This window comes from Rhizobium binae, from assembly GCF_017357225.1.
Classification (GTDB): domain Bacteria; phylum Pseudomonadota; class Alphaproteobacteria; order Rhizobiales; family Rhizobiaceae; genus Rhizobium; species Rhizobium binae.
This window is the reverse complement of sequence record NZ_CP071604.1, coordinates 2842231-2862008: the sequence shown is the minus strand read 5'-3', so window position 1 is coordinate 2862008 and position 19778 is coordinate 2842231. Positions and strand designations below refer to the sequence as shown.

The following is a 19778-nucleotide window of genomic DNA, read 5'->3' as shown; positions in this document are numbered from 1 at the left end:
TGAGCGCTGAGCGATCGACCGAAGCGGCTTTGCTGCCGTCCAAATCACCGGAAAAGGAATGAAAATGATCACTCGTTACACATCCCTCGCAACGATGACCGCCGCGGTGTTCAGCCTGCTTGCATTCAGCCCGGCATCTGCGACCGAGCTTGCCCAGGCGCAACAGCAACCGCCGGCACAGGGCCAGGCGCCGATGCAGGGGCAGGGCGGGGGCACTGGTACGGCGACGCCCGTCAGCGATCAGAAGCTGGAAGCCTTTGCCGTTGCCTATCTGCAGGTCGACAAGGTCCGGCAGCAATATTCGGCCAAGATCGACGCGACCAAGGACCAGGCTGCCAAGCAGAAGCTGCAGGAAGAAGCCAAGCAGCAGATGGTCGACACCGTGCAAGCCTCCAACGACATCTCGGTCGAGGAATATTCGTCGATCCTGACGGCCGCGCAGAGCGACCCGGCGCTCGCCAAGAAGGTTCTGGAAAAGATCGGCACCCCGCCGCCGGCGCAGCCGCAGCAATAGGCTTAAACTGAGCCAAGGGGCGGGGGCCACGCGGAGAGTGCTGCCCGCGCCCGCCCCAATGCCGGCATGGCTTCACTTGGCGGGCACGACCAGCGCTTCGCCCTTGCGGACGACGTAGGTCGCCAGCTCCGAAGCCTTGCCGCTGCCGACATTCCTGGCCGAATGCACCAGGCCGGAGGGAATGAACAGCGACTGGCCAGCCTTCAGCGTCACCGACTCCCGACCGTCGAGCCGGTACTCCAGCGTGCCCTCGAGAACGAAGGCGATTTCTTCGCCCGGATGCGCGTGCTTGGGCGCAAGAACGCCCGGGGCGAAATCGACCCGCACCTGAACGGCCTCGTGGCCGGGTGCATCGATATCGCTTCTGACGAGGTCGGTGCGCTGCAGCGGCTGTTCCGCATGCGCCGTCGCCGCGCCGCCGAGGAGAAGGGCGAGCGCTATCGCCTGGGTCATTTTCATCGTGTCATCCTTCCTGAATTGACATTGCGGCGCATCGGCCGCATCGCCATTTCAGTCGATGATTGAACCAGGCATGTGTCGGGAAAGCGGTATTTCTGTAAGCAAATGTATCCGCAACCCGGCTGGGGTTTCCGGTAAGAACGGGACTCTTCTTACGCGGACCGCGTCGCGGATTTTGCACGCGCCTTCGCCGCGACTTCCTCGAGATCCCTACGCGCCCTCTCACCTCAAGCCACAGACGTAGAAGAACCTCTCACATTAAGCGTCGCAATATCCGTCACCCCGCCCGATGACTCGAAATCAAATATCTTCTGCGTCACTTGGTGGCGGGGAGGCTGGAGCTTGAGGGGTATGGGTGTGCGATTGTTGAGTTGGAGGAGTGAGTGTGAGGCGCGCTGAAGGGCGATGAAGAAATGGTGCTGCGTGCGCTGGTCCGGAGCGCGGGCTTGGCTTATTGCACCTGATGTCCGCACACCCGCCTCGTCCTTCGAGGCCCCTGTGGGGCACCTCAGGATCAGGCTCTCTTTGAGAGCGTGCTATCCATCTGCGCCTGCGATTACCAGCGCGGTATACTTCAACGCCGCTCATGCTGAGGTGCGCAGCCCGAGAGGACGGAGCCTCGAAGCACGCTGCGTCGCTTCTTGCATCATGCAGACGTTGCTGCTGTGCATTTACGGTGTAGTCCGGCCGAGCCGTCCGCCGGCTTCCGCCCCGATCGAACCCGACGTCGAACGCTGGTTGATGCGCTTAGTTCGTCCGGCTCGACCGTATAGCTACCGACAAAATTCGGATCACGATCGACTCGCGACGAGAGAGCCTTAGGCAGGGACGGAGCGCCCAGCGGGCTTTCTGAGATGATAGAGGGGACGTCCCCCTAGTTGCCCCAGCCAATTTGGAACCGATCAAATCGAACCTCGCTCAGTGGCTGGTTGGCGGTGCTCAGCCTTACCGAACGAAGAACGAGATGAAGCTCGGGGGAATAGTATTGTTCGAAAATGATCGGAGGCAATTCCGTCAGTTTCAGACGGCTGTTGATGGCCCAGACTTTGTAGGAACAAGATGCAATCGTTTCCTCTCCCCAGCCGTCGAACCTCATAGAAGTCGTGCCCGAATCGGATTCTTTGCCATTGATGAAAAGCGTGGTGTCGGATTGCCAGTTCTTCTTCTCAGGTAGATCGTCCAACGCAATCGCATTCGCGTATTTCAGCTCATGCGTCCCGCTGGCGCTCACTCTCTTTTCGACGAGCAAGGGGTGCACATAGACAGCCGACACCGGCTGCAGCGAGCCGTCGCGCTCCATCAGCCGTTGTTCGGTGAGGACCGGGCCGTCCGGCTTGTAGAAGACGGAATAGAAAGGCGCTTCTCTGGTCAGCAGCACGCCCTGTTTGGTCTCATTGGCGGTTAAGCAATTGCCAAAGGCTGGCACCGCCAACGTTATTCCAACCAGTAACGACAGATTTCTTAGCAAGATCGGCATCCCGGATTCCCTCATCCACGTCCGCTACCACAGTGCTTGGGTGAAATTGGGGAGATCGAAGTCGCCGGCCCGGAGCTCCCCACAGCCTGACCGAACTTGGCCTGATCGACGCGTATCGGATCTGCCTGCACCCTGTCGCGGTGGGGCAGGCGAAGTCCCATTTCGCCGAACCTCGCCCTCCGCATCAGTCGAAAATCCATTCACCATACCAAGACACCCGCGATAAACCCTAATCTTACAACCCCACGCCCAACCCTCCCAAACACCGGCATTTCCGCACTCGCCGCCCGCTTCATTTCAACCTTCCTTAAGCGCCCGCCCCATAGCGTGTGACCCGCAAATCGAGGGTCCTCTTCCATGTTCACCGTTCTGACATGCATCACCGAGCAGCATGATCTCACGCTTGTCGGGCTTGCGGGTTTGATCTGCTTTCTCGCCAGCCATTGCGCGATGGTTCTGCTCGATCGGGCGACATCGTGCGCGGGTGCTGCGCGGTGGGTGTGGCTGCTGACGGCGGGGGCGGCGGGTGGTTTCGGGATCTGGGCGACGCATTTCGTTGCCATGCTGGCCTATGATCCCGGTGTCGTCGTCGGCTATCATGCCGGGCTGACGCTGGTCTCGCTGCTGGTCGCGATCGTGGCGACGGCCGGCGCGGTTGCGGCGAAGATCGGCTATGACAGGTGGGTGGCGAATATTCTGGCGGGCGTGCTCTTCGGCGCCGGCATTGCGTCGATGCATTTTACCGGCATGCTGGCCATCGAATTCCCCGGAACGATTTCCTGGGACAAGCAGTTCGTGACGGCGTCGATCGGTCTCGGAATCGCCTTTTCGATCGCCGCCTTTCGGTTTGCGGGCAGGGGCGAGCGGCCGATCTTGCGCGGGCTTGCGCCCACACTTCTGTTGACGTCAGGGGTCGTCGCGCTGCATTTCACCGCGATGGCGGGCGTGACGGTCACGCCGGGCGTGGTATCGCTCGATCCCGCGACGCTGATTTCGCCCGCGATCATGGTGGTGACGATCGCCGCCGTCACCTTTTCACTGCTGGCGGCGGGTTTTGCGGCGGCCATCTTCGCCGTGCGCTCGGAGACCAAGGCGGCGAGGGCGGAGCGCAATTTCAAGCTGCTCGTGCAGGGCGTCACCGATTATGCCATCTACATGCTCGATCCCGACGGCAAGGTGAGCAACTGGAATGCCGGCGCCGAGCGCACCAAGGGCTACAGCGCCGAAGAGGTCGTCGGCAAGGATTTCTCGCTGTTCTATTCGGAAGAAGACCGCCGGAAGGGCCTGCCGTTGCGGGCGATCGAGACCGCCCGCAGCGAGGGCAAGTTCGAAGCCCAGGGGTGGCGCTATCGCAAGGACGGTTCGTCCTTCTGGGCCCATGTCGTCATCGACGCGATCCATGACGAGGCCGGCGAGCTGGTCGGCTTTGCAAAGATCACCAAGGACAACAGCAAGCAGAAGGCGGATGCCGACCGGATCGCCGAGGTTACCCGCAATCTCGATGTCGCGCTCGAAAACATGGGGCAGGGCATCTGCATGTTCGACAAAAACGAGCGGCTGGTGCTCTGCAACAAGCGCTATCTCGAAATCTTCCGCTTTCCCGAGGGTTCGGTGCGGCCCGGCATGACCTATCGTGAGATCGTCGACGTCGGCTATGCCGCCAATATCGACGGTGCGGCGGAAGCGGCGGCACTCGCCGAGGCGCATTATATCAGGAACATGGCGCTGATCCGCTCCGGCGTCGGCAGCGCCGTCCATAAATATGCCAGCGGCAATTCGATCCAGCAGCATGTCAAAATGCTTGCCAATGGCGGCTGGGTCGTCACCTTCGAAGACATCACCGATCGGCTGAAATCCGAGGAGCAGGTCGCCTTCCTCGCCAAGCATGACGGGCTGACGGGCCTGCCGAACCGGCTGCAATTCGGCGAGAGCGTTGCGGAAGAGATGATGATCGCCGACCGGGTGAGGGGCAATGTCGCCGTCATCGGCATCGATCTCGACAAGTTCAAGGAGGTCAACGACCAGCACGGCCACGCCACCGGCGACAAGGTGCTGGTCGAGCTTGCCCGGCGCCTCGATGCTGCGCGGCAGGAGGGCGAGTTCATCGCGCGGTTCGGGGGAGATGAGTTCGCGGCCACCAAGCGCTTCGATGAGCTGAGTGCGCTCCACGATTTCATCGGGCGCCTGGAAGGCGCGCTCACCGGCACCGTTGCCATCGACGGCTTCGAGATCAAGACCGGCGCCAGCCTCGGCGTTGCGATCTATCCGAGCGATGCCGATAGCGTCGACGGCCTCCTGGCCAACGCCGATCTTGCCATGTACCGCGCCAAACAATCGCTGCTGCAGAGGGTCTGCTTCTACGAGGCGGCCATGGACGAGAATGCGCGCCGCCGCCGCGCGCTTGCTAACGACCTCTGGGCCTCGATCGACCGCAACGAGCTGCATCTGCATTATCAGGTGCAGAAATCGGTGCGCACCGGCGAGATCACCGGCTACGAGGTTCTGTTGCGCTGGCGGCATCACCAACGCGGTAACATTCCGCCCATGGATTTCATCGGGCTTGCCGAGGAATGCGGCGCGATCCTGCCGATCGGCGAGTGGGTGCTCAGGGAAGCCTGCCGGGAGGCGGCGAGCTGGAACAACGGCTACAAGATCGCCGTCAACCTGTCGCCGGTCCAGCTCGGCCATGCCGACATGGCTGCCGTCATCTCAGCCATCCTCGCTGAGACCGGCTTGAACCCGCACCGTCTTGAAATCGAGATCACCGAAAGCTCGATCATCGTCGACAAGGAGAAGGCGCTGCGCACGATGCGGGAGATCAAGGCGCTCGGCGTCTCGATCGCCATCGACGATTTCGGCACCGGTTACTCCTCGCTGGAAACGCTGCGCTCCTTCCCCTTCGACAAGATCAAGCTCGACAAGAGCTTCATGGCCGAGGTCGAGACCAGCCCCCAATCCAAGGCCATCGTCCGCGCCATCCTGGCGCTTGGCCGCAGCCTTGAAGTGCCGGTGCTGGCCGAAGGCGTGGAGACGCAGGCGCAGCTCGATACGCTGCTCGAAGAACAGTGCGACGAGGCGCAGGGCTATCTGCTCGGCAAGCCGCAGGCGATGGGCGAGGCGGTGGTTGGGAAGGCGGCTTGAGAGTGAGAGGGTTCGGAAAGCAGGCCAGCACCGAAACGCCTCACGAGCTTGACGCATTGTCATGACTGGGGTTCGATAAAGCTTTCGCATAAATATGGTGGCTGAATGAAGCGATTGCTGCTGTCAACGTTGCTAGTCATCAGCACCGCCCCGGTGAGCGCGCATGCGTGCGCCGTGCCTCGTCCAATGTTCTCCGGTCTGTTCGAGGCCGATCTGATCATTCGCGGAACGCTGATCAGCTATGACCTCTTGGAAATGCGCTCCAAGGTGCGGGTGACGTTCGAGGTGACCGAGATTTTGAAAGGCAGTGCCGGATCTGGGCAGCTGTCCGCTATCTGGGAGCGTTCGAAACTTCCTGATCGCTGGAAAGGACCCCAGGATGCGATTGTGGCCTTGCGACGATCGAACGCATCTGCCGAAGCGACCTACGCGATCGTCCAGCCAACTTGCGGCTCTGCGGAGATATATGGAGCGAAGGATCGGAGTTCCGTCATGCATTCGTACCGATAACTGCCCCTAGCCCAACCGGGATCGAGCCACGGGTCTCGACCCGGTTGATTGCGGCAGCCGAATGAGAGGCACCTTAAGGACGGATATCTTCAGTGTCGGTGCGGAGATCGCGGCCTTTTTGGGCCTGCCGGTGAGTTGGCAAAAAAATAGAGCATTTCCGAACTCAAACAAAATCGGAAATGCTCCTATAGTTCGGTGCGAAGCTATTCCGGTGGCTTCGCACCGCTCGCAACTCACTCGTGGCTATTCATCTGACGTCGCCGACGCGGCGTTCTCGAGCGAGGTACGGATCTGATCAATCTTGCCGTCGGCGTCGCCAACCCCGAGAATGGTCTTGGCTTCGTCCAGAACCGCCGGGCTGACCTCGCCGGTCTTGGTTGCTGAAGCCAAGGCATCCTCCAGCGCCTGATCGCCCAGCAGGGGATCGTCGGCAGAAGGCTCGATTCCGTTATCGATTTCATATTGGGCATAAGCCACGGCATAGGCCGAGATGGCGGCCATGCGCGGGTCGGATGTGTTCATCAGAGCCCGGTAATTCCGCTTCAAGGAATTCAGGCCGGCCATCTGCGCCGAAAGATTCTTCTCTTTCTTGCTGGTGGTTGCGATGTCCGTCTTGCCGGATTGGGATTTACCCGGCGCCTCTGATGATTTGCCTCTCACGGATTGCGATTTGGAGTTGCCATGATCGGAACCGCTGCTCCGCCCGCCACCGTTTCCGTTGCCGCCGCCATGACCGCCGCCGTTGCCGCCGCCATGTCCGCCGCCGCTGCCGCCCCCGCCACCATTGCCGCCGTCCTTTGCAAGTGCAGCCATGTCGAGCCCGACAATTGTTGCCGGGCTTGCTGCAACTGCCAGCGAAAGCACAGCCAGGGACGCTAAGGTTGCTATCCGCATCGCTCTCCTCCGAATGGAACCATCAGATGCCGTGCGCCGCACGACGTGAACTAATTTGAAGGATAGATTGCTATCGCGCCTTGCACATCGGACTGAGGTCCGGTTCAGGGTACCGTCTATGGTCCTAGGCGACGCAGCCGCTCCTGATCGCCGGAGTGGTTGCGCCGATCGTCTCGGCCGATCTCTGCGGCTCAAAAGGATAGGACCTGCAGAGGCGCCGCCTCTGCGATGAGCGTTGGCTGTCTGCGGATCCGGACTCACGTGACCGGATGACGATTTGGCCAATTCCGAGCCGCGTAGGTAATGTCAGAAATGTTGGGTCAGACCCTAAGTCAAGTTGATCTCAATGCAAGACTAGTTCCGCGGACGGATTAGTAAATTCAGGTAAATTGAAGATTTTTCGGACTATGTCATTCTTAAATTGCCGCGCCCCTCCGTGCGGTATCGCTAAGGCGGCATCATGTAATACGAAATGCTCCGTCCTGGCGGGGCATTTCGCTTGTAGAACTCCGGTCCTGCAGGAAGATTCGCGCGACCTTACCAAAGGAATCAGTGGTGCGAGTAGCGACCCTCAGTCCGGAACCCTAAGGGAACTTCGCAGGCGCCCTTTCGTTAATACAGTAGGATCGCACGGTGTTCCTCCGTGTGGTTCGTTGCCAGACTTGCCCCGTCTCGGCGGGGCATTTTTTGAGTCCGGCGCTCACCGCGCTCGCGGAACGGGACAGCCCCTAGCAAGTGGGCCGGAACGCTTACGTGGAGTAGAATCCTGTCTGATTTGTATAGGGCGCGAAGACTATCGCGAGGTTTCTGGTCGGCGATCGCCGCGCAGCAGGTTCAGCCAGGCCAGCGAGACCTTCTCCGCGCCGGTGCCCCCGATATGGCAATCGTCGTAGCGGTCGTCTCCGTCGAGTAGCGCGTCAGAATTTACGCCCTCTCGGATACCGTGCCCGCTTTTTGGCAGGGACAGTTGCGCCCGTACGATCGGATTGTCTGCAAAATGCTCCTTGAAGCCGCCGTTGCTCGGTTCGAGGCATTTCGATGCGATCGAAATGTAAACCGGTGCCTCGACGCCGTGCTGACGCAATGTGTCGACCATCGACAGGAAATATTCCCGATAGGCCTCCGCAGTGGTTCCCATAACGAGGTCTTTTTCTCCTTGCACCCAGAGAACGCTCGTTACCCGGTAGCCGGAAGCCTGAAGCTGTTTCGTTGTTTCGATCAGCACAGCATTGAGGTCACCGCCTGCCGCCCATCGGGCGACCTCAGATCCGGAATAGGCGAGAGGTGCGAGGATGACGCTGTCATTTTGTCCCGATTCGATTAATTCGTTGGCGAGAAGCGTCCAGTACTCTCCCTTGGCATCGGTCGATCCGAGAAGCGGCGATGCCGCGATGAAGCACCGTTTGTCAAAGGCGTTTACCACGCGAGCCCCATAATGTGACCGGTACCGTTGTCCGCCCTCGTTGGCGGCGTTCGATTGACCAAGAAGCAGCAAGACAGCAGTTCGATCAGTTTGCGTCGGGCAGGTCACGGACGCTTTTGATTCATCCCCGATGAGTCGTTCCTTGTCGTCGAAAGTATAACGGCTTGACGCCGCCGCCTTCTCTGCGCCAACCATTTTCCTCAACGCGGAAAGCTGCGGCCAAGGAAAGATTCCATGTCTCGCGCTGAAGCCGCCGACAAGATACAGGGCGATCAAGGCCGTTAGGCCGATTGCTTTTGTTTTGCGCATGTTGTTGCCTTTGGGCATCGTCCGATGGGCCTACGGACCGTTCATGGCTGCTCCATCCATGAAGGCTCCTTTACACCAGCCACATCTGCTTGCTCGGGCATGCTCCTTAAATAAAAAGTGCGTCGCGAAGATCGAGCCCGATCACCGACATCTCGCGTCGAGTCGTCGGAAGGTTTTAGGCTATAGTCCGGACCAGTAATTCCAATCATCCGATTGGGTGAGAGATTGTGCCGGCTACAGCATACACTTTCACGGAGGTAGTTGCTCGTTCATGGAGTTGCGGCCGCAGATCAGGGCGGCGGGACGACTGGGAGCGGAGCACCGGTTACCATCAGAGATGCGGCATGCTTTTTGAGGCGGCCAAGTTTGACCAGGGCTTGACCCGAGGACCCATGCCGCTGGCCTAGTGAACCGTATGGATGCTCGGCTCGAGGCAGCTCAAGGCCGAGCATGGCGGAGATCGGGGTGGTCATCACCCCTCAAACTCCGGCCGAAACGGGTTCGCTCCAACTCAGGCCAGGCGCAAATCGAGAAGCGGGTGCAACTTCTTCAGATTCGGCAGTGATTTCGCCTGCCAGGGATGTTGGTTGGTGCCTTTCACAATAAGCAGAAGGTCGCCCATTTTCCTTGCTTCGATCGTCAGTTTCGCCAGGAGATTGATGCCCGAGGAATTGAGGAATTCGAGACCGGTCAGGTCGAAGGTCACCTGCTTGTGCCCATCGTGAAGGAGGGTTGTTATCAATGAATAAATCGGCGCATAGGCATCAGGCCCCGCCAGGCGGAACACGCCGTCGAAAAAGACTTCATTCTTCTCCGCCCATACGCGGAAGTTTTCGTCGCTGATTTCCATTCTTGGCTCACAAATTGGAGGAGGGTGGCATCGCCACGGCTGCCGTCGTCGTCAGTATGATGTGCTGGTCGTTATTTTCTTCGAATGTCCATGCCATTCTTGCATCGTAATCGCTCAGAAGGGTCAGCAAACCCAGGCCGGAACCGCCTGCTGACGATATGGCGTTGGTTTCGATTTGCTCAAGAAGCAGAACGCTCGGTTCCTTGGATTGCAGGCGTTGCAGGAGCTGTTGAAAGCGAGACGATGTCTCACTGTCGATGGCGTTCCGCACCCTGATCAAAAAGCTTCCCTCGACCATGCCGGCTTCGATCAAGATCTCGCCGGGCTGTCGAAATTTGACTGCGTTTTCGATCAGCTCGTTACTGAGATATCCGATGTCATGATGCGCCTGCAGGTAATCCTTCCGCGAACGGGAATAGGGCATAGCCATGATCTCGGCGATGAAGTCCGACGTCATTCCCGAATGCCGCCATCCAAGCTGAAGCGGCCCATCGCTCAGCGTGAGGCGAGCGCCTGAATCCAAGCTGATGTCCACTAGAGATTCGAGACCGTATGTTTTGGCCGTCATGTCTCACCTATGCCGCACTGCGAGAAGCGTGATGTCGTCGTAGATCTTCTGTGATCCGATAAAGAGCATTAAAGTCGCGACAATTTCCGAAACGACTTTCTCAGCGCTCTGATCCTTCAAGCGGAGCGCTTCTCGGCACAGGCGTTCGATGCCGAACAATTCTCCCGCATCGTTTTCGGCTTCTGTCACGCCGTCGGTGTGCAGGAGTATCAGGTCGCCTTTCTCGAACGCGATTTCGCGGGTTTTGATGAAAGCGGAAATATCGGCTTCCAACCCGATCGGGATGCCGAGATCCATGGTGTCGATGCGTTGAATCTCGCCGTTCGCCCGCACGATCACGACTTCCTCGTGCTGTCCTGACAGGATCATGTCTTTGCCGTCATAGTCGAGAAAGGCGAGGGTCAGATGCTTGTCGATCCTGGTCCGCTCGATGTTTTTGAACAGGGCGCTGTTCAGATTGGCCAGAAATTCGACAGCGTCGGTGTTTCCTGCTTCCTGCAGGGCGCGGGCGACGGATTGGACCATCAGCATCAGCACGCCGCTTTCGAGCCCATGGCCGGTGACGTCGCCGATGCCGATCTTCAACCGCCTGCCGTTCTTCAGGACGTCGTAATAATCACCGCCGACTTCTTCCGCGGGTCGCATATAGGCTGCGATCTCGATGTCCTGAAAGTCTTCCAGTTCCTGTTGCAGCGGCAGAACCATGAGCTGGATTCGCTCAGCAACGGCGAGTTCCGTTCCAAGCCGGCGGTTTTCCCGCTGAAGCTGTGCGTTCAGCGCCGAGATCTCTTCCTTGGCATCTTCGATCTGGGCCGTTCGTTCCTCGACCAGCTGTTCGAGATTTTCGGTGTGATAGCTGATCTGTTCGGCCATCCTATTGAAGGCTTCACCGGCGGCACCGACCTCATCCTTGCTCGTTATCGCCACTCTGACGGAATAGTCCTGCGCCTGGATCCGCTTGGCGGCGCCGGCAAGGGCGCTGATCCCGCTCGTGATGCGCTTCGAAGCCGCAAACACAGCGATCGTCACGATCAGCAGCGACATCAGGATTGCCAGGATTTGGTAGATCACGATCCGGTTGGTGGCCTCGGAAATCTTGGCCTGGGCGGCATAGAGGGAGGCGTCGATTTCCCGTTCCGGCACAACCACTCCAAGCAGCATCGCCTCTTGCCGAACCGGGCCGCTAGACCAGAGATTGGTCGCAGGGAGTTTCTTGACGATGACGATATAGGGAACTTCTTTGCCGTCTCGCTGCAACAGCAGGTGCTGAATGCCCTGTTCGCGGTCGAGCGCCAGTTTCGCGATGGCCGGCTGTGAGCTTCCTTTCAGGGAGCGCTCCAGCCCGGTCACGCCGGTTCCGCTGGCATCGCTCGCAGAAACCAGGCCGAGCGTCTTTTCGCCCGTGGCGTTGATTGCCACAACGTTTCCGTCGGACATTGCCAGGAATCCGAAGCCGGACTGTGCCACTTTGACGTTTTCCACGGTCTGGGCGAGTTGATCGAGCGTAATATCGGCGCCGGCCGTCCCGGCGACATCCTTCCTGTCGGCTGTCCAGAGCGGATGAAAGAAACTGACGATCAGCTTGCCGGTAATGGCATCCGTATAAGGCGCCGTCTGGGTGATGTCTTCGGCGACCGGCCGGCTTTCCCCATTCTTGGCCCAGCTCTGCCAGGACTCATAAAGCCCGGGGAAAAAGAAGTCCCAGAAATTCGCGTCGTTGTGGCCGGGATAGAGCCGGTCGAAGGTCTGGGCCTGGTCGGTGTAGGGCGCGGTCCTGAAGATCGGCCGTTCTTTCGATCCGATGTAATACATCTGCAGTTTTGAGGCGCCATGCTGCAGCAGGCTGGGCGCAACGAGGTCGAGCACCGCGCTTGTCTCTATATCGCGCGCAATGTCGGGCCTCGGCTGGTGGTCCTCGCCGAGCAGGTAACCCCAGACGCTGACGACCGAAGCGGAGCCGGGCGCGTTCTGAGACCATTTTCCCCTTTCGTCGTAAATCAGGCTGACGCTGCCGGGAGATGTGCGGGCGATCGCCGTGCCGACATCGGAATTGCGAGCGGGATTGTCGATCTGCGACTGCAGCACGCCTGCAAGAGTGTCGACGTCATTGTGAACCTGCCGCAGCAGCAAATTCACCTGGGCCGCAGTGGAGTCGGCATAGGTGCGGATATATTCCTGACTTGCGGCTTCAAGGCCCTGGCCAACCTCGAGCGTTGCATCGCGCGACAGCCTCTGAACGTTCCAGAGTGCCAGGCCACCGCTGACCAGCAGGTCAAAGAGGACGGCGCCGCCGACGACCAGGATGAACTTTGCTCGAAACGAGCCAAGTCCCACCGGTCTCTTCGATACGTGCTCGTCCATCATAGCGGCTTTCGACCAGAGGCTGCCCAGATCGGCCAGCCGGCATAACCCTTGGGGTGAAGGGCGGCAAAGACGTGATCCTTGAATCCCTGCCGGAAACGGCGAATGAAATCCGCCGAGTCGCCGCGGCGCACCGCCATCTCGCCTGCATAGACATTTTCCCAGGCTTCGATGATGTCTGCGAAGTCCTGGGGATCGCCGTCGAGATTCGTCACCATGAAGCAGTCGACCTTGATGTCATCGAAGCCGGCGTTGAGGAGAAGATGGCGGCTTTTCGGTCCCATCTCGACATCCATGGCGAAGTGGCTGAACAGCTTGGCGACTTCCTCGTAAGTCCATTTTATCGATTCGGCGTGCGGCTCGCCCAGGCAGTGCGAATTCTTTTCGTTCGTGATGTAAACACGGCCGCCGGGCTTGCAGATGCGATAAAGCTCCCGCAGCAGCATCTCGGGGCGGTCGAAAATCTGCAGCGAGTGCCGGCAGGTGACAAAGTCGAACTGATCGTCTTTGAGAAGCATCTGGGAGGCGTCGCCATAGGTATATTCGATGCCTTGCAGATCGAAGTCGGCTGCGACCCTGCGGGCATAGTCGAGACTGCGCACGGAATGATCCAGTGCGACAAGGCGCGCCGGTTTGAATTCCCGCTGAACCAGGGCCGCGAAATCACCGATGCCGCAGCAGATATCCGCCATAGCAAGTCCGCTGCGCAGACCGTGGCGCGGCAAGAGTTCGCGCTCATGCCTCCAGGTCATTTTCGTCTGCGTGCGCAGGATGGGAATGAAGGACTCGTCCTCGACAAAACTCTGGCCGGGATAAAACGCCGAATCGTAAACCTCGACCGACAGGTTCGGCAGCGATGTCGCCAGCATTTCGAACAGCGAGGCAGACCATGCCATCACGCTCGAGGTAACGATCTTGATGTTCCGTTCCGGCCTCGTTCGGCAGCCGGCCGCGAGGATGTCGCACAGAGCGGTGAAGGCCGTCATGTTGATATGCGTCAGACGTTTGACGTTGAGGTAGACGATGCCGCTGTATTTTTCCAAACTCTGCCGGACCAGTTCGAGCGCATCGGCAATCTCGGCAGCACTTTCGGGCCGCATCTTGCCGGACAGAACGACCTCCTGATTTGTCGGATCAAACCGCACGGTGAAGGGCAGCAGGGTCATTGAAAATCCTCGGCCGAGGGGAAATCGGCGATGATACCGATCCTGTCCGCGCCGTCCTTCTCGATATGGATGGCGGCGCCGAATATAGTCGCCAAATTGCTGAGCAAAGCACCATCGGATGTCGTGACCAGGTGACCGGACCCGTCGTCGAGGCGAGGCTGGATTTCGCCGGATCCTGCCTCCACGTGCTTGCGGCGAAACTCCTCATCGCAAGGGAACGCAATTCGCAGCCGATTGTAGGTGGCGCTGCGAGCGAGGTTGAAACTTATCTTGCCGCGTCCGTTTGTCGCACGGAAAGCGAGTTCGATGAGTTCATTTGCCGCGACTGAAAGAAAGTTGCCGTAGCGCGCGGGATCGCTGTGACCTTGGCCGAGAATGTCGGAGAGATATTCGGTGATCTCGTCGCAAAACTGCCATTGAGATTTGAACATCGCAACGTTCATTTCCAGCGATACCATCGGCACAAATGCGTGGTCGTCGAAGCGGGATGCTTCCTCTTCCAATACACCCTCCTTTCGTCTGTCTGGAGCGTCAGATTTGCATGCGATCTATAAGCATGGCGAAAAGCCGGTAAAGCACTATCGTCGAGCGTGGATCTTGGATGCGTCCGCGCGGGTAATGAATTCGTCAATTGCCTCCACGGCAAGCGGCCTGCTCAACAAATAGCCCTGCAGCCTGTCGCAGCCGACGCTGTGCAACCATTCCGCCTGACCCGGCGTCTCGACCCCCTCGGCCGTCACCTGCATGCCGAGGTCATGCGCAAGGTTGACGATGCAGCGGACGATAGCCTGGCTTTTGAGGTCGGTTTCGAGATCGGTGATAAAATATTTGTCGATTTTGATCGTATCGAAAGGGAATGTTTTCAGATAGCTCAGGGACGAATATTCCGTCCCGAAATCATCAAGAGAAATCCGGATGCCCAGCACATTGAGAGTGTTCAGGGTGTCGATGTTGTTGACGGTCCGCTCGAGCAGCACGCTTTCGGTTATTTCGAGCTCGAGGCGTTCGGGCGGAAGTCCGACAAGGTCCAGCGTCTGGGAAATTCGGTCGGTGAGGCCGCTTGTCAGGAACTCCGCCGCTGACAGATTGACGGCGACGATGCAGCTCTCGGGCCACTTCATCGCCTCATGGCATGCCTGCTCCAAAACCCACGCGCCGATCTCGGGCATCATTCCATCCGCCTCGGCCATCGGAATGAACGACGCCGGCGGGATCTTTCCGAGCAGGGGATGGTGCCATCTCAGCAATGCTTCGAAGCCGACGATGCACCCGCCCTCTGCGATGGGCTGGTATTCGACATAGAATTGCTGTTGCACCAGGGCCATGCGCAGGCTGCGGCGCAGCAGTTCCCGCTGCTCCAGCAGTTCAAGCATTGCCGGGTCGAAGGCTTTTGCCCGACCGCGCCCCTCTTTCTTGGCAGTATAGAGCGCAAGGTCGGACGCCTTCATGAGCTCCTCCGGAGTTGTCCCGTCCGGTGGAGCCGTGGATATGCCGATGCTGGTGCCGACAAAGACGGCGATGCCATCGAGCATGAAGGGCTTTTTGAACGCGGCAACCAGATCGTCCGCCAAACGGTGCGCTTTGGCGGGATGTCCCGAGCCCACCGATATCACCGTGAATTCATCACCGGCCAGCCGATAGGCTCTGTCATCGCTGGAAAGGCAGGCAAGAATACGCCTTGCCGCCGATTGAAGAAGCTTATCGCCGACGGCATGCCCGAGCGTGTCGTTGACGGGTTTGAAATCGTCAAGGTCGAGCTGCATCAGCGACAGAGTCTCGCTCGCGCCTTGGGTTTCCTGCAACAGGGCGGTCAGATCTTCGCTGAACTGGCGCCGGTTCGGCAGTCCGGTCAGCGGATCATGGGTCGCCAGATGCAAAAGCGTTGCGCGTTCGTCGTCAATTCGTTCCTCGGATCGGACGACGGCAAACAGGTCGCCGATCCGGTATATCGTCAAGCCGTTTGCGCCGGGGGCGCCGAGATCGCCCGATATGCGCAAAGGCTGGGAATTATCATCCAGCGAACGGAGAGCGAGCGTAATTGCTGATTTGTCCAGCTCCGGAAAATGCTCCCAGAAGGACGCGGCTGGCTTGACGGATGAGGGCAGCACATTGCCGTGCAGATCCTCGATGGGATTGAAATCGCGGTCAAAGAACAACAGCCGGTCGATCAAGCTCTCTGCCTCCGGCTTTCCGAGGGCTAAACGGGCAGCAGGAACTTTCCGCATGCAGGAGGTTCTCCCTAATCGAATATCCTACCAGATAATATAGCAACTCCGTTCCCACACAACTTATGCTCGGTAAGATTTACATTAGGCATTTCCGATTAACAATCCTTAACCTCCGCGCGGTTTTGATCGCGGTGGGTTCCAGTCGAGGGCTGAGGCTTGTGTCGCGCGGGCGGCCGATCTATGATTTCGGCATTCAGCATGAGATTGCAGGCAGTATGTCACCGTTGAACGGACGCGGACGGCTTTGTCCGCGGGTCGGGCCGAAGGAGCTGGGCAATGAAAGTTCTCATGGTTCTCACATCGCATGATCGGCTGGGAAATACCGGCCTGAAAACAGGCTTCTGGCTCGAGGAACTCGCCGCTCCTTATTTCGTCTTCCGTGACGCCGGGGCCGAGGTGGCGCTCGCTTCGCCGGCGGGAGGCCAGCCTCCGCTCGATCCGAAGAGCAACGAGCCGGCCTTTCAGACGGAAGACACGCGACGGTTTGAACGCGACCCGGAAGCCACAGCCGCCCTCGCGAACACGTTGAAGCTGTCTGACGTCGACCAGGCCGATTATGACACGGTGTTCTTTCCCGGCGGCCATGGCCCGCTCTGGGATCTGACCAACGACGGCAACGCCCACGCCCTCATCGAGGAGACGCTTGCGGCCGGAAAACCGCTGGCGCTCGTCTGTCACGCACCGGGGATACTGACGAAGGTGAAGGCGCCCGATGGCGGGCCGATCGCCAAGGGGCGGACGGTCACCGGATTCACCAATTCCGAGGAGGCCGCCGTGCATCTCGTCGAGGTCGTGCCCTATCTGCTCGAAGACGTGCTGAGAGCGCAGGGGGCGAAGTTTTCGGCGACGGAAGACTGGGCCGTGCATGTCGTCCAGGATGATCGGTTGATCACCGGACAGAACCCGGCTTCTTCGAAGCAGGCCGCTCGCCTGCTGCTCAATGCGCTGGGCGAGCAGGCTGCGGCCTGAGGCCAATGGGTCGGCATTCCAACACCAGAGGAAAGGCGCTTGGCATGAGCAAGAAGTATACTGGGAAATGCGCCTGCGGCGCGGTGCAGTTTACCTTCGATACCGATCCGACCTTTGTCGCCGACTGCCATTGTCTGGATTGCAAGAAGGCCTCGGGCGGCGAGGCCGCCACCTTCTTTGCCGTGCCGCAGGATGATTTCACCCTGGTGGCCGGCAACCCGAAAGCATTTCACTACATCGCCGATTCCGGCAAAGGGCTGGATCGCAACTTTTGCCCCGATTGCGGGGCGAGGCTGTTCAGCAGCAACCTCGAAAGTTTCCCCGGCCTGGTCTTTATCACCCTCGGCAGTCTGGACCGGCCAGAACTGATACAGCCGGGAGTCGAGATGTTCACCAAACGGCGGTTGGCCTGGGCAACGCCGCTGCACCTTCCGCAGTTCGAGGGCATGCCGAGCTGATACCCGCACGGCTCCGAGCGATTTTCCTCGAAGAAAAGATCGATCCCATGTCGGATCGGCAGAGGCTTGTCCGTCCTTAGCTCGTTCATTCCGTCCATCAGAGGATCACGACCATGCCGAACACCATACGCCTGCACCGCGTTCTCGCGACCAGCCCGGAAAAGGTCTATCGCGCCTTCATCGAGGCAGACGCACTCGCCAAATGGCTTCCGCCGAACGGTTTTCTCTGCACCGTGCATCATCTGGAACCGGCAGTCGGCGGCACCTTCAGAATGTCCTTCCGCAATTTCACCACCGGCAACAGCCACGCCTTCGGCGGCGAATTCCTCGAGCTCGTCCCGGGCGAAAAGGTTCGCTATACCGACAAGTTCGAAGACCCCAACCTGCCGGGCGAAATGGACGTGACCGTGACGCTGAAAAAAGTCTCGGTCGGCACAGAAGTGAACATCACCCAGGCCGGCGTGCCCGACGTCATCCCGCCCGAGGCCTGCTACCTCGGCTGGCAGGAATCGCTGCGCAACCTCGCCAAGGTCGTCGAGCCGGATATCAAGGGATAAACCGCCTGCGCTGGGCTTGAAAAGCGGCCACCCGGCTGCGCCTGCTCCTGGCGCCGGCGCTTTGCCTCTCCGGCCCTCATCCGGAAATATGCCTGGAATGAGGGCGGAAAGGCGACGTTCCATAGAGCTCTGGAGTGATGGCCGGCGATCGATCGCTTTGCTAAACCATGCGTTGACCGATCGGATCCATCGTTTCGGCCGCAGGAGGCAGCGAGGACAGCCAGAGGGAATAGGCTAAGAATTGGCCCGTCGACCAGAAGACCATTGGCAGTGTCCATAGATCAGAGATCAGCTTGGCCATTTCCTGCGGATCGAGGTGCCAGGAAAATCGCGCCGCTGCCGGCGCCGGCGCCGGCGCGGCCTGAAGGGGTTCGAGGCTTGCCTTTTGCATGTCTTCAAGCGCCGCCGCGGTGGCGGCTTGCTCGGCTAATGACGCGCTCTGAACCGGAACGATGGCGGTTTTAGCGTTGTTTTCGGCTTCGCCGGACATTTGGAGCTCCTTGTTTCGCCTCGTTGTAGAAAGTCGATCGGGGACAAGAAGTTTCACGACATCTCGACGAAATGGTCGACGCCGTTCAATGACAGGCGCTGAAGATGGTAGACGTTGGAGGAAAGCCGGCCGCGCTCACGTCTGTTCCAAGAATCACTCACCGCGCAGCCCCGCGGTGAGTGATCGATGAGCTGGTCGGATATCTTGTCCTTGAGGCCGTGCCTGCTCAATTGCTGCCGTCGTTCGGCCGGGCCTTGGCGCTGTCGTTGGTCGTATCCGAGGCGGTTTTTCCGTCGGGTTGCTGGCCGAAATAGGTGCCACCGAGGTGGCCGCCGGCGCTGGTATTTCTGACCTGCTGTTCGGCGCGTTTCTGAAGTTCGCGGACGTTCGTCTTGCTCATGTCGGGCTCCATGTCTCGGGTTGGGGACTTCAGGGGAACCGTTCGGGCAGGAGTGAGTTCCATATTTTCGGGGAAGCTCGCCTGCCGGCGCCGGTTCCGCCCTCATCAGATTCCTTGCCGTCATCATTACCTGCCTGGCGCTCATCGCGCCGGCGCCGACTGGCGGATCGTCGGCCTGCTGCTGGCGCTCGCCTTCCTCGCCAATATCGGCAATGCCATCGTGCTCAAGGCCGATGCGCCGGCCTAGACGCTCTCGGACGCTGCCGCTGTGCCGATCGTGCTCAACCTCGTCATCTTCATGCTTTTCACCCAGCCGGCGAACGCAGCGACCTTGCAGCCGGATGATTGGGAGACGCTGCGTCGCCAGTGGGAATATTCGCATGCGGTCAATGCCGCCGTCGCGCTGCTTGCCTTTGGCTGCACGAGGCTCGCCTCGCTTCGATAAGCCGGGAACAGTTGCCGCACTTTGCGGTTTTCCCTGTTCAACCAAGGAGAAACGACAATGGGCATGACGACCCCCAGAGACGGTGCGCCCGGCACCACCGATCAATCCCCACGCTGGGAAGGCCCGAAGGGCAATACCCCGCGCGGCTACCTGAAACCCAAAGACGATCCCGATAAGAACCGCGACGCGAAAGGCGAAAACAACCGCGACCCCGAGATGAAGGATCTGGGCGACGCGATGAAGCAGAAAGGCGAATGAGATGACCCACCCCGAAAAAGACGCCGCCGGCCAGTTCGCCAAATCCCGCGCCGACCGCAAAGCCAGCGGCGTCGCCAGCGCCAAGCCGACCGTCATCACCGGCTCGGAGGACGCTACGGTGAACAGGGATCCGCCGGGGACGAAGAAGCCGAAGAAGGATTGGGATGTCAATTACGATCCGGCCGACATGAATGAAGGGCGGATGCGGTAGCAGGCTTGCGGCGCGCCGGCTCGTGCTTCGCGGCTGTCATATTGGAAGGTGTGCCGCGTGGCCCCTTCATCGCCTGCCGGCATCTTCTCC

General features: G+C 59.7%; 22 protein-coding genes and 1 pseudogene. 11 read left to right on the top strand and 12 right to left on the bottom strand.

The window, feature by feature from the left end:
• The first annotated feature begins 64 nt into the window (after positions 1-64).
• Positions 65-514 (top strand): DUF4168 domain-containing protein, encoded by a 450-nt coding sequence (locus J2J99_RS14110; RefSeq protein WP_168300335.1) that lies wholly within the window; start codon positions 65-67, stop codon positions 512-514.
• 72 nt (positions 515-586) lie between these two features.
• Here J2J99_RS14110 and J2J99_RS14105 read toward each other — a convergent pair whose 3' ends face one another.
• On the bottom strand, positions 587-973 hold the full coding sequence (locus tag J2J99_RS14105) for a cupin domain-containing protein (protein ID WP_168300308.1): 387 nt from the start codon (positions 971-973) through the stop codon (positions 587-589).
• 874 nt (positions 974-1847) lie between these two features.
• Positions 1848-2450, bottom strand: coding sequence for a hypothetical protein (locus J2J99_RS14100; RefSeq protein ID WP_168300315.1), 603 nt, complete (start codon positions 2448-2450; stop codon positions 1848-1850).
• 48 nt (positions 2451-2498) lie between these two features.
• Between J2J99_RS14100 and J2J99_RS34020 the strand changes: the two are divergent.
• The 3 genes and pseudogenes from J2J99_RS34020 to J2J99_RS14090 all read left to right on the top strand — a co-directional run.
• Positions 2499-2683 (top strand): annotated as a pseudogene (locus tag J2J99_RS34020) (hypothetical protein); the annotation flags it as partial.
• 124 nt (positions 2684-2807) lie between these two features.
• A complete protein-coding gene (locus J2J99_RS14095) occupies positions 2808-5591 on the top strand; it encodes a bifunctional diguanylate cyclase/phosphodiesterase (RefSeq protein ID WP_168300755.1) in 2784 nt (927 codons plus the stop codon).
• Positions 5592-5696: 105 nt separating this feature from the next.
• The gene (locus J2J99_RS14090; RefSeq protein ID WP_168300756.1) at positions 5697-6101 is read left to right on the top strand and encodes a hypothetical protein; all 405 of its coding nucleotides are present in this window, start codon (positions 5697-5699) and stop codon (positions 6099-6101) included.
• Positions 6102-6344: 243 nt separating this feature from the next.
• Here the strand turns inward: J2J99_RS14090 and J2J99_RS14085 are convergent, their stop codons facing one another.
• From J2J99_RS14085 to J2J99_RS14050, 8 genes are all read right to left on the bottom strand, one after another.
• A complete protein-coding gene (locus J2J99_RS14085) occupies positions 6345-6995 on the bottom strand; it encodes a hypothetical protein (protein ID WP_168300811.1) in 651 nt (216 codons plus the stop codon).
• 793 nt (positions 6996-7788) lie between these two features.
• The gene (locus tag J2J99_RS14080; RefSeq protein ID WP_168300812.1) at positions 7789-8727 is read right to left on the bottom strand and encodes a sialate O-acetylesterase; all 939 of its coding nucleotides are present in this window, start codon (positions 8725-8727) and stop codon (positions 7789-7791) included.
• 511 nt (positions 8728-9238) lie between these two features.
• A complete protein-coding gene (locus J2J99_RS14075; protein WP_168300757.1) occupies positions 9239-9577 on the bottom strand; it encodes a slr1659 superfamily regulator in 339 nt (112 codons plus the stop codon).
• 7 nt (positions 9578-9584) lie between these two features.
• On the bottom strand, positions 9585-10145 hold the full coding sequence (locus J2J99_RS14070) for a slr1658 superfamily regulator (RefSeq protein WP_168300758.1): 561 nt from the start codon (positions 10143-10145) through the stop codon (positions 9585-9587).
• A gap of 3 nt (positions 10146-10148) precedes the next feature.
• Positions 10149-12509, bottom strand: a complete 2361-nt coding sequence (locus J2J99_RS14065) for a SpoIIE family protein phosphatase (RefSeq protein ID WP_168300759.1) — start codon at positions 12507-12509, stop codon at positions 10149-10151.
• Entirely contained in the window at positions 12506-13672 is a 1167-nt protein-coding gene (locus J2J99_RS14060) for a class I SAM-dependent methyltransferase (protein WP_168300760.1), read from the bottom strand. Before J2J99_RS14060 ends, J2J99_RS14065 begins: the two co-directional genes overlap by 4 nt.
• On the bottom strand, positions 13669-14175 hold the full coding sequence (locus J2J99_RS14055; RefSeq protein WP_168300761.1) for a hypothetical protein: 507 nt from the start codon (positions 14173-14175) through the stop codon (positions 13669-13671). The genes J2J99_RS14060 and J2J99_RS14055 overlap by 4 nt, the downstream gene beginning before the upstream one ends.
• Positions 14176-14250: 75 nt before the next feature.
• Positions 14251-15897, bottom strand: a complete 1647-nt coding sequence (locus tag J2J99_RS14050; protein ID WP_168300762.1) for a putative bifunctional diguanylate cyclase/phosphodiesterase — start codon at positions 15895-15897, stop codon at positions 14251-14253.
• A gap of 279 nt (positions 15898-16176) precedes the next feature.
• Between J2J99_RS14050 and J2J99_RS14045 the strand changes: the two genes are divergently transcribed.
• The 3 genes from J2J99_RS14045 (at position 16177) to J2J99_RS14035 (ending at position 17884) form a co-directional block, all read left to right on the top strand.
• Entirely contained in the window at positions 16177-16869 is a 693-nt protein-coding gene (locus J2J99_RS14045) for a type 1 glutamine amidotransferase domain-containing protein (RefSeq protein WP_168300763.1), read from the top strand.
• Positions 16870-16913: 44 nt separating this feature from the next.
• On the top strand, positions 16914-17327 hold the full coding sequence (locus J2J99_RS14040) for a GFA family protein (protein ID WP_168300764.1): 414 nt from the start codon (positions 16914-16916) through the stop codon (positions 17325-17327).
• A gap of 113 nt (positions 17328-17440) precedes the next feature.
• Complete coding sequence (locus J2J99_RS14035) at positions 17441-17884, top strand: SRPBCC family protein (RefSeq protein WP_168300765.1); 444 nt, start codon at positions 17441-17443, stop codon at positions 17882-17884.
• A 160-nt stretch (positions 17885-18044) separates the two neighbouring features.
• On the opposite strand, the gene J2J99_RS14030 is transcribed toward J2J99_RS14035, so the two are convergent.
• Together J2J99_RS14030 and J2J99_RS14025 are read right to left on the bottom strand one after the other, a co-directional pair.
• On the bottom strand, positions 18045-18374 hold the full coding sequence (locus J2J99_RS14030) for a hypothetical protein (RefSeq protein ID WP_168300766.1): 330 nt from the start codon (positions 18372-18374) through the stop codon (positions 18045-18047).
• Between the two features lie 226 nt (positions 18375-18600).
• Complete coding sequence (locus tag J2J99_RS14025) at positions 18601-18774, bottom strand: hypothetical protein (protein ID WP_020921649.1); 174 nt, start codon at positions 18772-18774, stop codon at positions 18601-18603.
• Between the two features lie 52 nt (positions 18775-18826).
• Between J2J99_RS14025 and J2J99_RS34015 the strand changes: the two genes are divergently transcribed.
• From J2J99_RS34015 to J2J99_RS14010, 4 genes are read left to right on the top strand one after another with little or no spacing between them, the layout of a single operon-like run.
• Positions 18827-19021 carry a hypothetical protein gene (locus J2J99_RS34015; protein ID WP_246735420.1) on the top strand — a complete coding sequence of 65 codons (195 nt, stop codon included), beginning with the start codon at positions 18827-18829 and terminating at the stop codon, positions 19019-19021.
• Between the two features lie 21 nt (positions 19022-19042).
• Entirely contained in the window at positions 19043-19219 is a 177-nt protein-coding gene (locus tag J2J99_RS34010; protein ID WP_246735421.1) for a hypothetical protein, read from the top strand.
• Between the two features lie 57 nt (positions 19220-19276).
• Positions 19277-19477, top strand: coding sequence for a hypothetical protein (locus J2J99_RS14015; protein WP_016733431.1), 201 nt, complete (start codon positions 19277-19279; stop codon positions 19475-19477).
• Between the two features lies 1 nt (position 19478).
• Positions 19479-19688 (top strand): hypothetical protein, encoded by a 210-nt coding sequence (locus tag J2J99_RS14010; protein WP_168300767.1) that lies wholly within the window; start codon positions 19479-19481, stop codon positions 19686-19688.
• Positions 19689-19778 lie beyond the last annotated feature (90 nt).

What these genes read in the sequence shown, in the direction of transcription:
- J2J99_RS14110 (WP_168300335.1), top strand. Translation starts at nt 65, where the DNA reads ATGATCACTCGTTACACATCCCTCGCAACGATGACCGCCGCGGTGTTC.
- J2J99_RS14105 (WP_168300308.1), bottom strand. Translation starts at nt 973, where the DNA reads ATGAAAATGACCCAGGCGATAGCGCTCGCCCTTCTCCTCGGCGGCGCG.
- J2J99_RS14100 (WP_168300315.1), bottom strand. Translation starts at nt 2,450, where the DNA reads ATGCCGATCTTGCTAAGAAATCTGTCGTTACTGGTTGGAATAACGTTG.
- J2J99_RS14095 (WP_168300755.1), top strand. Translation starts at nt 2,808, where the DNA reads ATGTTCACCGTTCTGACATGCATCACCGAGCAGCATGATCTCACGCTT.
- J2J99_RS14090 (WP_168300756.1), top strand. Translation starts at nt 5,697, where the DNA reads ATGAAGCGATTGCTGCTGTCAACGTTGCTAGTCATCAGCACCGCCCCG.
- J2J99_RS14085 (WP_168300811.1), bottom strand. Translation starts at nt 6,995, where the DNA reads ATGCGGATAGCAACCTTAGCGTCCCTGGCTGTGCTTTCGCTGGCAGTT.
- J2J99_RS14080 (WP_168300812.1), bottom strand. Translation starts at nt 8,727, where the DNA reads ATGCGCAAAACAAAAGCAATCGGCCTAACGGCCTTGATCGCCCTGTAT.
- J2J99_RS14075 (WP_168300757.1), bottom strand. Translation starts at nt 9,577, where the DNA reads ATGGAAATCAGCGACGAAAACTTCCGCGTATGGGCGGAGAAGAATGAA.
- J2J99_RS14070 (WP_168300758.1), bottom strand. Translation starts at nt 10,145, where the DNA reads ATGACGGCCAAAACATACGGTCTCGAATCTCTAGTGGACATCAGCTTG.
- J2J99_RS14065 (WP_168300759.1), bottom strand. Translation starts at nt 12,509, where the DNA reads ATGATGGACGAGCACGTATCGAAGAGACCGGTGGGACTTGGCTCGTTT.
- J2J99_RS14060 (WP_168300760.1), bottom strand. Translation starts at nt 13,672, where the DNA reads ATGACCCTGCTGCCCTTCACCGTGCGGTTTGATCCGACAAATCAGGAG.
- J2J99_RS14050 (WP_168300762.1), bottom strand. Translation starts at nt 15,897, where the DNA reads ATGCGGAAAGTTCCTGCTGCCCGTTTAGCCCTCGGAAAGCCGGAGGCA.
- J2J99_RS14045 (WP_168300763.1), top strand. Translation starts at nt 16,177, where the DNA reads ATGAAAGTTCTCATGGTTCTCACATCGCATGATCGGCTGGGAAATACC.
- J2J99_RS14040 (WP_168300764.1), top strand. Translation starts at nt 16,914, where the DNA reads ATGAGCAAGAAGTATACTGGGAAATGCGCCTGCGGCGCGGTGCAGTTT.
- J2J99_RS14035 (WP_168300765.1), top strand. Translation starts at nt 17,441, where the DNA reads ATGCCGAACACCATACGCCTGCACCGCGTTCTCGCGACCAGCCCGGAA.
- J2J99_RS14030 (WP_168300766.1), bottom strand. Translation starts at nt 18,374, where the DNA reads ATGTCCGGCGAAGCCGAAAACAACGCTAAAACCGCCATCGTTCCGGTT.
- J2J99_RS14025 (WP_020921649.1), bottom strand. Translation starts at nt 18,774, where the DNA reads ATGAGCAAGACGAACGTCCGCGAACTTCAGAAACGCGCCGAACAGCAG.
- J2J99_RS14015 (WP_016733431.1), top strand. Translation starts at nt 19,277, where the DNA reads ATGGGCATGACGACCCCCAGAGACGGTGCGCCCGGCACCACCGATCAA.
- J2J99_RS14010 (WP_168300767.1), top strand. Translation starts at nt 19,479, where the DNA reads ATGACCCACCCCGAAAAAGACGCCGCCGGCCAGTTCGCCAAATCCCGC.